The organism is Burkholderia perseverans (assembly GCF_022870505.1).
In the GTDB taxonomy this organism is placed as follows: domain Bacteria; phylum Pseudomonadota; class Gammaproteobacteria; order Burkholderiales; family Burkholderiaceae; genus Burkholderia; species Burkholderia plantarii.
The window spans coordinates 211,183-224,573 of record NZ_CP045094.1 but is presented as its reverse complement, the minus strand read 5'-3'; the positions used below and the strand labels follow the sequence as shown (position 1 = coordinate 224,573).

Here is a 13,391-nt window from a genome sequence, read left to right as displayed (position 1 = left end):
TGAGTGCCCTTGGGTCAAACGGCGTGCGCCGCGCCCCGTTCGACTGCCGGATGTCCGGCAAAGGCCCGTCCGGCGAGATTCGTCGGACGCATCGGCCAGTACAGCAGGTCCGACGCGATCTGCCGGTAGTCGCGCGCGGCGGCCGACGACGGGAACGCATCGACCACGGTATGCACGAGTTCGCGCGCGCGCGGCACCAGCGGATCGGCGCTCACGTAGCCGCCCTCGGCCAGCGCCACCGTCAGGTAGCGGCCGGCCACGCCCGCCAGGTTCTCGTAGGCGGCGCGCGCGTCGGACTCGCTCTGCACGTGGTTGACCAGCACGCGGAACTGCGCGAGCGCATGCGCGTAGTGGAGCCGCTTCATGCAGGCGTAGGCCTCCGTGATCGCGGAGCCGGCTACGCGCGTCACGATCAGCACGTCGTGAGCGGCACGCGCAAGAGCGGAGAGCGCGCCGTTCGCGTCGCGCTGGGCGTCGACGAGCACGATGTCCGCGGCGCCTTCCAGATAGGCGGCGAGGCGTTCATCGTCGTAGCCGTCGCGCGCGAGTTCGGCGGCGACGCAAAGGGAGAAACCGGCTTCGTGGCGCACCGTGTTGCCGGTACGCAGCCACGCGCTGCCGAGTGTCGCGGCGGCCGAATCGGCGTCGTTGCGCTCGTCGACGACGAGCACGTCCTTGCCGAGCGCGGCGAGCGCGGCGGCCAGGTTGACGACGGCCGAGGTGCAGCCGACCCCGGTGGGGCCGCCCGTCACCGCGACGATCCGGGTCGCGCGGCCGGCCAGCAGCCGCCGCAGTCCTTCAGCCTGATCGGTGATTCGTTTATCCAAAGTAGACCTCGTGATGTCCGGAACCCGGACGGCCACCAGCCAGGGCCGACAGCATGCCGGGCAGATCGTCTTCGAGCGGCACGAACGGCGAGCCGTCTCGCGGTACACAGAACGCGCTCTTCAGCAGGAACTTGCGCGTCGCCACGTAAAGGTTCTCCGGCACCTTCTGGCCGGTCGACACGTAATGCACCGGCAGCTGGTAGCGGATCACGGTGTCGAGCACGCCGCCGAGGTTGGTGGCCTCGTCGAGCTTGGTCAGGATGCAGCCGGCCAGGTCGGGCTGATCGGAGCCGCGATAGGCCTGCACCACCTCGTTGAGCGTATCGCCATGGCTGGTGGCCGCGAGCAGCAGCAGGCGCTGCACGCGCGCGTCGGCGCCCTGCAGCATCGCGATCTGGTCGGAGACGGTGCGATCGCGCTGGCTCATGCCGATCGTGTCGATCAGCACGATGTGCTTGTTGCGCAGCTCGGAGAGCGCCAGTTGCAGGTCGCCGCCGTCCTTCACGGCATGCACCGGCACGCCGAGGATCCGGCCGAAGATGCGCAGCTGTTCGTGGCCGCCGATCCGGTAGCTGTCGGTGGTCAGGAGCGCGACCTTGCTGGCGCCGAAGCGCATCACGCAGCGCGCGGCCAGCTTCGCCGTGGTGGTGGTCTTGCCCACGCCGGTCGGGCCCATCAGCGCGAACACGCCGCCGCGCTCCATCAGCGCGTCCTCGCTGTCGAGCACCGGCAGGTTGCCGCCCAGCACCGATTCGGCCCAGTCGCAGGCGCCGTCGAAGCTGCCCGCCGAGACTTCGGCCGGCAGGTTGTCGACCACCGTGCGCACCAGCTGCGCCGAGAAGCCGGCCGCGAACAGCCGCTTGGTCAGCGCGCCGTGCAGCGGCGTGCGGCGCTGGCGGTCGTTCCACATCAGGCCGGCGAACTGCTCTTCCATCATGCCGCGCATCGCGCTCAGCTCGTGCATCACCGTCTCGTTGACGATGCGCTCGATGCGCGCGTTGACCTCGTCGGCCAGCGTGGCGGCCACGCCGGCGCGTTCGGCCGCCTTCGGCGCGGCGGCCGTGGCAGCGGCGGCCGCGCGCGCGGCGCCCGCCTCGGCGGACTGGCGCGCGGCCACGTTGCGCACGATGTCGCGCGCCCATTCGGGCGGCTCGCTGTCACCGCGCGCGGCCAGCGGCGCGGCCGGCGCGATCGGGCTCGCGGCGGCCGGGAACGCTTCGGCGCGCGGCGCCGGCGAGACCAGCGCCTCGTGCTGGCGGGTCAGGCGTCGCGCGTGCTCGACGAGCCACGGCGCGGGGGCCGACGGCGCGGCCGGTTGGTCCTGCGCGGGCGCGGCGGCGACGGTGGCGGCCGGCAGCTCGCCGTCGTCGAGCAGCTCGTCGTCGGCGTCGGGCGCGCCCGGCTCGGCGCTTGCGCCGAACACCGAGGAGAACACGTCGGGCAGGCCACCCGAGGCATACGGATTGTTCGGCGCGGCGGCGCGCGGCATGCCGGTCACGGCGCTCGCCGGACGGGTCGCGGGCGGTAACGCGCGCATGCTGCCGGCGGCGGCAACGGGCGCCTTCGGCGCCAGCGCGGCGAGCTCGGCGTCCGCGAGGGCGACGATCTCGACCGAGCCGTCGTCGAGCGTGCGGTTCGACAGCACGACGGCATCGCCGCCGAGCGCCTCGCGCACCAGACGCAGCGCGTCGCGGCTCGTTGGGCCGGTGAATTTGCGGATGTTCAAGCGTTACCCCCGATGACGTTCGTGACTTTGATCGTGCGTGTCTCCGGCACTTCGGCGTAAGACAGCACCTTCAATTGCGGCAGGCTGCGGCGCAGGAAGCGCGCGAGCATCGCGCGCAGCGCATGCTGCACCAGCAGCACGGGCGGCAGCCCCATGTTCTGCTGCCGCAGCATCGCTTCCTGCGTGCCCATCAGCAGCGTCTGCGCGAGTCCGGGCTCGAGGCCCGGGTTCGCGCCAGTGGCGAGCGCCTGCGACAGCACGCGCTCGAGATTCGAATCCAGCCCCATCACCTGCATCTCGCCCGCGCCCGGATACCACTGCTGGGTGATCGCGCGGCCCAGCGCGAGACGCACGGCGGCGGTCAGGTCGTAGGGATCGGTGATGCGGCCGGCCTGCTCGGAAACCGCCTCGATGATGGTGCGCATGTCGCGGATCGGCACGCCTTCCTCGAGCAGGTTCTGCAGCACGCGCTGCAGCGTGGTCAGCGACACCGTCTTCGGCACCAGGTCCTCGATCAGCGACGGCGCATCGCGGCCGGTGCGCTCCAGCAGCGCCTGCACTTCCTGGCGGCCGAGCAGCTCGGCGGCGTGCTGCACCACCAGGTGGTTCAGGTGGGTCGCCACCACGGTGCTGGCGTCCACCACCGTGTAGCCGTACACCTGTGCCTGCTCGCGCTGCGAGATGTCGATCCAGACGGCCGGCAGGCCGAACGCCGGATCGCGCGTCTGCGCGCCGGGCAGCGCGGCCGTGACCTGGCCCGGGTTGATCGCGAGCCACTGCCCCGGATAGGCCTCGCCGGTGCCGACTTCCACGCCCTTGAGCGCGATCCGGTAGCCGTTCGGGCGCAGTTCGAGGTTGTCGCGGATATGGATCACCGGCGGCAGGAAGCCGATTTCCTGCGCGAACTTCTTGCGGATGCTCTTGATCCGCTTGAGCAGCTCGCCGTCGCCGCTCGACTCGACCAGCGGGATCAGCCGGTAGCCGACCTCGAGCCCGAGCGGATCGATCAGCGTGACGTCTTCCCAGGTCGCTTCGTGGCTGTCGGCCGGCAGCGCCGCGGGCGGGGCGATCTCGGTGACCGCGCCCATCGCGCGGCGGGCGGCCTCGCGGCGGCGCATGGTGCGCGCCATCCAGATCGCGCCGCCGCCGAGCAGCAGGAACGCGAAGTGAGGCATGTTCGGGATCAGGCCCATCATCACGATGATGGTGCCGGTGATGGTCAGCACGCGCGGGTTGGTGAACAGCTGGCCCGTGATCTGCGTGCCGATGTCCTCCTCGGTGGCCACCCGCGAGACGATCACGCCGGCCGCGGTCGAGATCACCAGCGACGGGATCTGCGCGACCAGGCCATCGCCGATCGTCAGCAGCGTGTAGTTCTTGCCGGCCGCGGCGAAGCTCATGTCGTGCTGGACGATACCGACGATCAGCCCGCCGATCACGTTGATCGCCATGATGATGAGGCCCGCGATCGCGTCGCCGCGCACGAACTTCGAGGCACCGTCCATCGAGCCGTAGAACTCGGCTTCCTGCGCCACCGACACGCGCCGCTTGCGCGCCTGCTCCTCGTTGATGAGGCCGGCGTTGAGATCGGCGTCGATCGCCATCTGCTTGCCGGGCATCGCGTCGAGCGTGAAGCGCGCCGACACTTCGGCGATCCGCCCCGCGCCCTTGGTGATCACCATGAAGTTGATGATCATCAGGATCACGAACACGACGATGCCGACCGCGAAATTGCCGCCCACCAGGAAGTGGCCGAACGCCTCGATCACCTGGCCGGCCGCGTCGGGGCCGGTGTGGCCTTCGAGCAGCACCACGCGCGTGGAGGCCACGTTCAGCGACAGCCGCAGCAGCGTGGAGAACAGCAGCACGCTCGGGAACGCCGCGAAGTCGAGCGGCTTGGTGGTGTACATGCTGACCAGCAGCACCATCACCGACAGCGCGATGTTGAACGTGAACAGCAGATCCAGCAGCATCGGCGGCAGCGGCAGGATCATCATGCCGAGGATCATGCAGATCAGGATCGGCCCGGCCAGCGCACGCAGATTGGCGGCGTCGAAGCGACCCGCGAGCTTGTTGGAGAGTCCGGACGGCGTGCTCATGCGGCACCTCCTTCGTTACGTGCGTCGCGGCCCGCCGCGCGCTGGCCGAGCACCTCGGCGGCTTCCTGCAGCGCTTCCTCGCCGTCGATCTCGGCGCCCTTGTCGAGCTCGGGCGGCACGTCCAGGTCGACCGGCTCGGCCGGGAACGCCCCGCCCTCGCTGCGGAAGCGCTTGAGCTGGTAGACCCACGCCAGCACCTCGGCGACGGCCGAATAGAGCGCGCCCGGGATCTCGCGCTCGAGGTCCACGTTGTGATAGAGGGCGCGCGCGAGCGGCGGCGCCTCGAGGATCGGCACGCGGTGTTCCTCGGCCAGTTCGCGGATCCGCGCGGCCACCAGGTTCACGCCCTTGGCGATCACCTTCGGGGCCCGCATCTCGCCGTCGGTATAGCGCAGCGCGACCGCGAAGTGGGTCGGGTTGGTGACCACCACGTCGGCCTTCGGCACGTTGGTCATCATCCGGCGGCGCGCCATCGCGCGCTGCTGCTGGCGGATCCGGCCCTTCACGTGCGGATCGCCCTCGCTCTCGCGATGCTCGCGCTTCACTTCTTCCTTCGTCATGCGCAGCTTCTTGTTGTACTGCCAGATCTGGTACGGCACGTCCATGGCGGCCACCACCAGCATGCCCGCCACCGTCATCCCGCAGCACACGGCCACCAGATGCATGGTGTCGGCCAGCGCCTCGTGCAGCGGCAGCTTGAGCAGACCGAGCATCTCGTCGTGGTTGCGCCAGATCGTGGCGGCGCCGATGCCGCCGACGATCACGGTCTTGGCCAGCGCCATGCCGAGCTGGATCACGCCCTGCGGCGAGAAGATCCGGCCCAGGCCCGAGATCGGGTCGAGCCGGTCGAACTTGAAGCCGATCGCCTTGGCCGAGAGCAGCCAGCCGCCCAGCGCGATCGGCGCGGCGAGCGCGGCCAGGCCGGTCAGCGCCAGCACCGGCGCCAGCGCGGAAAGCCCTTCCATGCCGGCGCGGCCGGCGCCCGTCAGCATCTGGTGGGTGTCGAAGGCGGTCGCGTGGTCGAACGCGAGCGAGCCGCGCAGCATGGTGCGCAGGTGTTCACCGATCGGACCGGACAGCAGCCATGCCCCGTAGAAGCCGGCGGCGAGCAGCGCGAACGAAGCGAGTTCGCGCGAGCGCGCGACCTGCCCTTCCTCGCGCGCCTTTTCACGGCGCCGGGGAGTGGCCTCTTCGGTTTTCTCGAGATCGCTGTCCTCTGCCACTGCAGCCTCCGGGCGGAGACGGCGGGATGCCGTTTCCAGTACAGCGATTATTGATGGAGCGCGCCAGCGGCGATCGGTCGAGGAAAGCGGGGAAACGGGGGTATTTCCGACGATCGGGGTACGGCGCGGCGGTAAAAACGACGTGGCGCGGTAGCGTGGGCGTGGACCGGCGTGGCGGGGAGGCGGCGCGGCGGCGGGCCGGAGACGGGGTGAAAAGGCACGGCCGGCGGGTGCACGGCGGGTGCACGGCGGGAGGCTGCGGGAGGCCGCGGCAGGCCGCGGGAGACTGCGGGAGACTGCGGGAGACTGCGGGAGGCCGCGGAGACGGCGGCGAGGGTGGCGACGCGGATCGCGTGTGCCGCACGCCCCAGGTCGCGGCGGCGTCAGCGGCCGGCGCCGGGAAGCAACCCGGTCGCGGCCCTGGAGGCTGGCGCCGGCCGATCACGGCGGCGCCGGGCGGCGAGGCCGCGCTCCGATGCGGTTCGGCGGTTCGGCGGTTCGGCGGTTCGGCGGTTCGGCGGTTCGGCGGTTCGGCGGCAGGATGGTCCCGCGCGGCACCATGCGCCGCGCCCGAGCCGGGCGTGGCGGCCGCCGCAACGGCGGCGGGAGACGGCCGGCCGCCCCGGACGAGCCGGCGGCGCCGATGCCGACAGCGGCCCCCGGCAGCGCGCCGTCGGAGCCGCCCTCATCCGCCCCTCACCGCCCCTTGCCCCTGCCTGCCCTCACGCCTGCCCGGCCGCCGCGCGTTCGAGCGCCGCCAGGTCGAGCTTCTTCATCGTCATCAGCGCGCCCATCACGCGGGCCGCCTGCGCCGCGTCGGCCTCGCCGAGCAGCGCCGGCAGCTGCACCGGCACGATCTGCCACGACACGCCGAAGCGGTCCTTGAGCCAGCCGCATTGCTGGGCGCTCTCGTCGCAGCCGTCGCCGAGGCTCGTCCAGTAGCGGTCGATCTCGTCCTGCGAGCGGCAGTTGACGACGAACGACACGGCCGGGGTGATCCGGAACACCGGCCCGCCGTTGATCGCCGAGAAAGCCTGCCCGGCCAGCTCGAACGCCACCGTCATCACCGTGCCCTCCGGCTGGCCGGCGGCGCGGGCGCCCTCCCTGCCATAGCGGGCGATCCGCGTGATGCGCGAGTCGTCGAACACCGATACGTAGAAATTCGCCGCGGCCTCGGCCTCGTGGTCGAACCACAGGAACGGCGTGATCCGCTGGATCGACGGCAGGGCCGTCGCAGTCGTCTGATGCATCGCGTGCCTCCGGGTATGCGCGCGCCGGGACGGACGGCGCACGGCGCCGCGCCGCCGACGCGGCCGAACCCCGATGATAGGCGCCGCGCGCCGGGCGCGCCCGCCACGAAAAAGGGCATGACCATCCGGCCCCAGCGGGCCGGGCGATCATGCCCTGGGCAGGCGCGGGCGGCCCGCGGGCCGCGCCGCGTCAGAGCGCGACGAACGGCGTCTGCGTGCCGCCGATGCTGCGCTGGTCGATCCCGAAGTAGACGGTGCGGCCGAAGAAGTGCGGCAGCCCGAAGTCGAGCGTCGAACTCTGGCCGAACGGCCCGCCCAGGTTCGCGATCGCGAACGCGCCGGTGTTGAACAGCGTCTGCGCGTTGGCGATGGTGAACGCGAGGCTCAGGTTGTTGCTGCCGTCGGTGAGCGTCGCCGTCAGGTTCACGTTCGTGGTCGGGCAGTAGAACGAGGTGTTGCGGCTGCAGGTCGGCAGCGACGCGCCGCCGGTGCTGTCGAAGAAATACGCGTTCGAGCCGGTGTCGAAGAACGCCGTCGAGATCGCGCGGCCCTGGAACGTGCCGGTCAGGTCGCCCGCCGTGGTGGTGGTGAGCCGCGTGACGCCGCTCGGCAGCGCGCTCGGCACGCCGAGCGTGAGCACTCCGGTGGCGGTGCCGCCGCTCGGGGCGTTGAGCTGCACCGATACGCCGTTGTTGTTGCTCGGCAGGCGCGCCACCGGGTTCGCGACCTGCGCGTTCAGCGCCACCGTGGTGGCCGCGCAGGTGCCGCCCGACGGGCACGAGTAGTAGTTGCTGAAGGTGGTCGACGACACGCACGAGATGCCGCAATCGAACGGCGCCTGGCCGACGCCGAGAATGCCGTTCGCGCCGAGCGCCTCGACCGTGTTCGCCGAGGTGCCGCCGTTCGAGCAGCTGGTCGGCACGCTCGAGGTGGCGAGGTCGCCGATGATCTGCACCGGCAGCGCGCTCGCGGTGAGCCCGCCGAGGGTCACGTCGGCCTGGCGCACCGAGCCCCAGGTGAAGCTCGACACGAACTGCCCGCATTCGGCCAGCGCGCCGCCGTTCGAGGCGGTCTGCGCCGGCAGGTTGCCGAGCACGCCGGCAGCGGCCGTGCTGACGAGGCGCAACCCGTAAGAGGCGGTGTCGAGCAGCACGTTGTCGATGATCTGGCAGGTGGCGGTGCCGGGCGCGCACACCTTGACGCTCACGCTCGGCATGTTGATGACGTTCTGCACGCCCGCGTTGACGACGATCGGCACCTGGCCGTTGCTGCCGGTGTCGCCGCTGCCGGAACTGGTGCTGCCGGAGCTGGAGCCGGAGCCGCTGCTGCCGACCGTCGACTGCCCGCTGCCGGCGGCGCTGCCGCTGTCGTCGCCACCGCCGCCGCAGGCGACCAGCAGTGCCGTGATCGCGACCAGGCTCAGCGCGCCGAGCCAGCGAAGAGGATTCGATGAGGTACGCAAGATGGAGCCCCCGGGGTCACTGGATATCGTTGCCGGTCACGCCGGCCGGCAGCGCCGCCGGCAGCCAGGCCTGGCCGACGAAGGCGCCCATGTGGCCGCCCGCGTGGACCACCAGCGAGCCGGAATCGACGGCGATCGGCGCGCGCAGGCCATGCGCCGTGTGCGAGGCCTCGACGCCGGACAGATATTGCGGCAGGTAGGCGCCGAGCAGCGCCGCCAGATCGGGCTTGGTCGGGCCTTGCCAGGCGAAGCCGAACACCGTGCCGTTCGCGCCCAGGTACTCGCGGATCACGGTGCCGGACCCGAGCGTGGTCTCGCGCACCGTGTAGGCGCCGCCGGCGGTGGTGCCCGCGGTACTGCCTGAGCCGGCGAGCTGCGCGCTGGCGTTGATCGAGGCAGACAGGGTGCGAACCACCGCGGCGGTATCGCCGGCGGGCGGCGGCGTGGGCGCGCCGCCGAGTTCCGCGAACGCACTGGCCGCGCAGCCCGCCGCCAGCAGGCCGACGGCCCATTTCGCGGCCAGGCCGCGCATCCGTGTCGATTTCAATCCGTCACCTCTCCTGAGCGACGCCGCGGCACGCGCCGCGGCCGCCGCGATCCAGCACCGGCCCGTCTCGCCGGCCGATGGCCGGGAGCGGGAAGTTCGATAGCTAGTATGCCTTTGGCGTGCGTCAAAAACCAACCAGAAAACAGCAGAGGTAAGGAATGGTCACGAAGCGCCGGCCGGCCGCCCGAAAATAGGGGCGGCACCGGCGCCATTCAGCGGCAATCCGGGGCCGGCGCGGGGCCGACGCGGGGTCGGCTCCGGTTCGACTCGAGGCCGGCATCAGGACGGCAACGGGCCGACAGCCCGGACCCCGAGGTCCCGGGCCGCCGGCCACGCCGGCCGGGCGCACTCAGAAGCCGAGGCTGGCGAGCAGGTCGTCGACCTGCGCCTGGTCCTGCACCACGTCGGTCCGGCCTTCGGGCGCGATCTGCGGGCCGTTCAGCAGCGCTTCGGGCGTGGCCTCGGAGGCCAGCGCGGCGGCGTTCGCGGCGAACTGCTCGCGGCGCTCCGGCGCGATGTTGTCGACCAGCACGCCGAGCAGCTGCTGCTCGATCATGTAGACCATGTCCATGATCTTCTTGATCACCTGACCGGTCAGATCCTGGAAATCCTGCGCGAGCATGATTTCGAGCAGCTGGGCGTTGGTCGCCGAGGTCGACTCGGGCAGCGCGCCGAGGAACGAACGCGTGTCGTCCATCAGCTCGCGCACCTCGGTCCGCTCGATCGGTGCGCGGTACCAGGCCTCCCAGCGCGCATCGAGCGCCTCGGCTTCGGTCTGCATGCGCTCCTGCACCGGCTTGGCGACCTCGATCGCGGTCAGCACGCGTTCGGCGGCCTGTTCGGTCATGGCGGCGACGTAGCGCAGCCGGTCGCGCGCATCGGGCACCGCCTGGGCGGCCTGCTCGACGTGCTTGTCGAGCCCGAGCTCGCGCATCGAATCGCGCAGCGTGCGGGTGAGCTGGCCGATTCTTGCAAGAATCCGGTCGCTCGTCAGATCCGCGCCGTCCGCGGAAGCTTCGGCGGGAGAATCGGCGCCGGCCAGCGCAGCATGAATCGGCTCATCCATCTCAGCTCCCGGTCTTCGCCATCTTTTCAAGAATCTTGTTCAGCTTCTCGTCGAGGGTCGCCGCGGTGAACGGCTTCACGACGTAACCGCTCGCACCCGCCTGGGCGGCCGCGATGATGTTCTCCTTCTTCGACTCGGCCGTCACCATCAGCACCGGCAGGTGCGACAGGGCGGCGTCGGCGCGGATCTCCTTGAGCATCGCCAGACCGTCGAGATTCGGCATGTTCCAGTCCGAGATCACGAAGTCGAAGCCGCCGCCCTTCAGGCGCGCGAGCCCGGCGGCACCATCCTCGGCCTCGTCCACGTTGCCGTAGCCGAGTTCCTTGAGCAGGTTGCGAACGATCCGGCGCATCGTCGGAAAATCGTCCACAACCAGAATTTTCATGTTCTTGTCCATCACCATTCCTCTACAAAATTCAGTCATCCGGCGGCGCCGTCAGACGCGCTGCACCCGCTCGCCCATCGAGGCCAGCACGCGCCGGCTCATTTCCGAGAGCGGCACCACCTCGTCGGCGCCGCCGAGCGCGATCGCCTCGCGCGGCATGCCGAACACCACGCAGCTCGCCTCGTCCTGCGCGAACGTGTGGGCGCCCGCGCGCTTCATTTCGAGCAGGCCGGCCGCGCCGTCGCGGCCCATGCCGGTCAGGATCACGCCGATTGCATTCTTGCCCGCGTGCGTCGCGGCCGAGCGGAACAGCACGTCCACCGACGGCCGGTGCCGGTTCACCGGCGGCTCGTCCGACAGGTGCGCGAGGTAGTTCGCGCCGCTGCGGGCAAGCAACAAATGTGCGTGCCCGGGCGCGATGTACGCATGTCCCGGCAGCACGCGCTCGCCGTGTTCGGCCTCCTTCACCGCGATCCGGCACAGCGTGTTCAGGCGCTGCGCGAACGACTTCGTGAAACCGGGCGGCATGTGCTGCGCGATCAGCACCGCGGGCGCATCGGGCGGCAGCGGCACCAGCAGCTCGCGAATCGCCTCGGTGCCGCCCGTCGACGCGCCGACGATCAGCAGTTTTTCGGTACTGACGAGCGGATTGTTCATCAGCGGCGCGCTCGCGTGGCCGGCCGCCGAGGCCGGCCGGGCCGGCGCCGCCTGCCGCACGCGCGCGCGCGCGGCCGCGCGGATCTTGTCGGCCAGCCGTTCCGAATAATCGAGCATGCCGTCGCGAATCCCGACCCGCGGTTTCGTGACGAAATCAACCGCGCCGAGTTCCAGCGCGCGCAGCGTGATCTCGGAGCCGCGCTCGGTCAGAGACGATACCATCACCACCGGCATCGGGCGCAAGCGCATCAGGCGTTCGAGGAAATCGAGCCCGTCCATGCGGGGCATTTCGACGTCGAGCGTCAGCACGTCCGGGTTGTGCTGCTTGATCAGTTCGCGCGCGACGAGCGGGTCCGGTGCCGTTGCCACCACCGTCATGTCGGGCTGTCCATTGATGATTTCGGTCATCAGGCTGCGGATCAGCGCCGAATCGTCGACGCACAATACCTTGATTTTCTGCACGGTGCTCAGGCCTCCTGCTTTTTTGTTCCGGCCGCGGCCGATGAGCCGAACAGTTCGACGCGCGGCTTCGGCGATGCCGGCGCGGAAAACAGTTCGACATGGGCGCGCGCACGTTGCGCGCGGGCGGCTTTCGCGTCGGCCGCCGAACGGGCGAGCTCGGCTTCGCGCTCCGCCACGCCGGGTACCGACAGCCGCAGTTTCTTGACCATCGCCTGGCCGGTGCGGGGCATGAACGCGACCTTGCGCGGATGCACGCCCTGCAGATCCTCGGCGGCGATGCGGATCTTCTCGAGCGCCAGGTAGCGGCGCACGAAGTCGGCGTTGCGATCGCCGATGTTGATGGTGGTCATGCCGGCCAGCACGGCCGCGCCGCCGAACACCTTGGCCTCGAAGCGCTCGCGCCGCCCGCCGGCCTTGATCAGTTCGTTGATCAGCACTTCCATCGCGTAGGCGCCGTAGCGCATCGAGTCGGACGCGGTGGCGCGCACGTCGGCGCCGTCGTCGGGCAGCATGAAGTGGTTCATGCCGCCGAGCCCGGCGAACGGGTCATGCAGGCAGGCGGCCACGCACGAGCCGAGCACGGTGACGAGCACCATGTCCTCGCGCGTGGTGAAGAACTCGTTCGGCAGCAGCTTCACGCCGGGACGGCCGAAGTGGTTGTCGAAATAGTGGTTGGTCGCGATCGGCAGTGCGGCGCTCATGCGTCCTCCCCGGCCAGGCTCGGCGCGGCATCGGCGGCGGCGGCCGGCGCCTCGGCGGCCGGCCGCGCGCGGGGGCGCGCCGTGCCGGCCGCTCCCGCGTCGCGCGTGCGCTCGTAGACGGTCTGGCCGCGCAGCCGGAACGCCTGCGTCACGTAGGAGAAGTTCTCCGAATGACCGGCGAACAGCAGGCCGCCCGGCTTGAGCAGCGGCTCGAAGCGCGTCAGCACCTGGGCCTGGGTCGGCTTGTCGAAGTAGATCATCACGTTACGGCAGAAGATCACGTCGAAGCTCTGGCTGCCGATGCCGTAGTCGGCGTCGGTCAGGTTCAGCGGCTCGAAGCGGATCATCTGCTTGAGCTCGGGGCGCACCTTCACGCGCCCCGCCTGCGGACCGGTGCCCTTCAGGAAGAAGCGGCGCAGCCGCTCCTGCGAGAGATGCTTGACCTGGTCGAACGTGTAGACGCCCAGCCGCGCCTTCTCGAGCACCTGGGTATCGAGGTCGGTCGCGAGAATCGTCGCCGAGCGCGCGGCCGACGGACCGAGCGCCTCGAGCAGCGTGATCGCGATCGTGTACGGCTCCTCGCCGGTGGAGGCCGCCGAGCACCAGACCGAGACCGGCGTGGCGCGCGTCTTCACGAACTCCGCGAGGATCGGGAAATGGTGCGCCTCGCGGAAGAACGCGGTCAGGTTGGTGGTCAGCGCGTTGGTGAACGCCTCCCACTCGGCCGGATCGTTGTCGCGTTCGAGCCGGTCGAGGTAGTCGCGGAAGCTGTCGAGGCCGAGCGTGCGCAGCCGCCGCGCGAGCCGGCTGTAGGCCATGTCGCGCTTGTGGTCGGACAGCGAGATGCCCGCGCGCCGGTGGATCAGCGCGCGGATTCGCGCGAAGTCCTCACCGGTGAATGCGAAATCACGGCCGGCCTCCGTCGTGCGCGACGGCGACGACGGAAGCTCGAGTCGGGATGCGGGGCGGGCGGCGGCGTTCATCGC

General features: G+C 70.7%; 12 protein-coding genes. All 12 read right to left on the bottom strand.

Features of this window, described 5'->3' with window-relative positions:
* Positions 1-14 precede the first annotated feature (14 nt).
* Positions 15-827, bottom strand: a complete 813-nt coding sequence (locus BpN12_RS15460) for a nucleotide-binding protein (RefSeq protein WP_246796450.1) — start codon at positions 825-827, stop codon at positions 15-17.
* Complete coding sequence (gene flhF, locus BpN12_RS15455) at positions 820-2,553, bottom strand: flagellar biosynthesis GTPase FlhF (RefSeq protein ID WP_246796449.1); 1,734 nt, start codon at positions 2,551-2,553, stop codon at positions 820-822. Before flhF ends, BpN12_RS15460 begins: the two co-directional genes overlap by 8 nt.
* On the bottom strand, positions 2,550-4,652 hold the full coding sequence (flhA, locus tag BpN12_RS15450) for a flagellar biosynthesis protein FlhA (RefSeq protein WP_246796448.1): 2,103 nt from the start codon (positions 4,650-4,652) through the stop codon (positions 2,550-2,552). The genes flhF and flhA overlap by 4 nt, the downstream gene beginning before the upstream one ends.
* Entirely contained in the window at positions 4,649-5,875 is a 1,227-nt protein-coding gene (gene flhB, locus BpN12_RS15445; protein ID WP_246796447.1) for a flagellar biosynthesis protein FlhB, read from the bottom strand. Before flhB ends, flhA begins: the two co-directional genes overlap by 4 nt.
* 722 nt (positions 5,876-6,597) lie before the next feature.
* On the bottom strand, positions 6,598-7,125 hold the full coding sequence (locus tag BpN12_RS15440; protein ID WP_246796446.1) for a VOC family protein: 528 nt from the start codon (positions 7,123-7,125) through the stop codon (positions 6,598-6,600).
* A 190-nt stretch (positions 7,126-7,315) separates the two neighbouring features.
* Positions 7,316-8,587 (bottom strand): DUF3443 domain-containing protein, encoded by a 1,272-nt coding sequence (locus BpN12_RS15435; RefSeq protein WP_246796445.1) that lies wholly within the window; start codon positions 8,585-8,587, stop codon positions 7,316-7,318.
* A 16-nt stretch (positions 8,588-8,603) separates the two neighbouring features.
* Complete coding sequence (locus BpN12_RS15430; RefSeq protein WP_246796444.1) at positions 8,604-9,134, bottom strand: DUF2844 domain-containing protein; 531 nt, start codon at positions 9,132-9,134, stop codon at positions 8,604-8,606.
* A gap of 349 nt (positions 9,135-9,483) precedes the next feature.
* Positions 9,484-10,200 carry a protein phosphatase CheZ gene (cheZ, locus tag BpN12_RS15425; RefSeq protein WP_246796443.1) on the bottom strand — a complete coding sequence of 239 codons (717 nt, stop codon included), beginning with the start codon at positions 10,198-10,200 and terminating at the stop codon, positions 9,484-9,486.
* A 1-nt stretch (position 10,201) separates the two neighbouring features.
* On the bottom strand, positions 10,202-10,597 hold the full coding sequence (gene cheY, locus BpN12_RS15420; RefSeq protein WP_042626358.1) for a chemotaxis response regulator CheY: 396 nt from the start codon (positions 10,595-10,597) through the stop codon (positions 10,202-10,204).
* Between the two features lie 39 nt (positions 10,598-10,636).
* Entirely contained in the window at positions 10,637-11,713 is a 1,077-nt protein-coding gene (locus tag BpN12_RS15415) for a protein-glutamate methylesterase/protein-glutamine glutaminase (RefSeq protein WP_280529165.1), read from the bottom strand.
* The gene (gene cheD, locus BpN12_RS15410; protein ID WP_055137882.1) at positions 11,710-12,405 is read right to left on the bottom strand and encodes a chemoreceptor glutamine deamidase CheD; all 696 of its coding nucleotides are present in this window, start codon (positions 12,403-12,405) and stop codon (positions 11,710-11,712) included. The genes BpN12_RS15415 and cheD overlap by 4 nt, the downstream gene beginning before the upstream one ends.
* Positions 12,402-13,388: a CheR family methyltransferase gene (locus tag BpN12_RS15405; RefSeq protein WP_246796441.1), complete on the bottom strand. Its 987-nt coding sequence runs from the start codon at positions 13,386-13,388 to the stop codon at positions 12,402-12,404. Before BpN12_RS15405 ends, cheD begins: the two co-directional genes overlap by 4 nt.
* Positions 13,389-13,391: the final 3 nt, after the last annotated feature.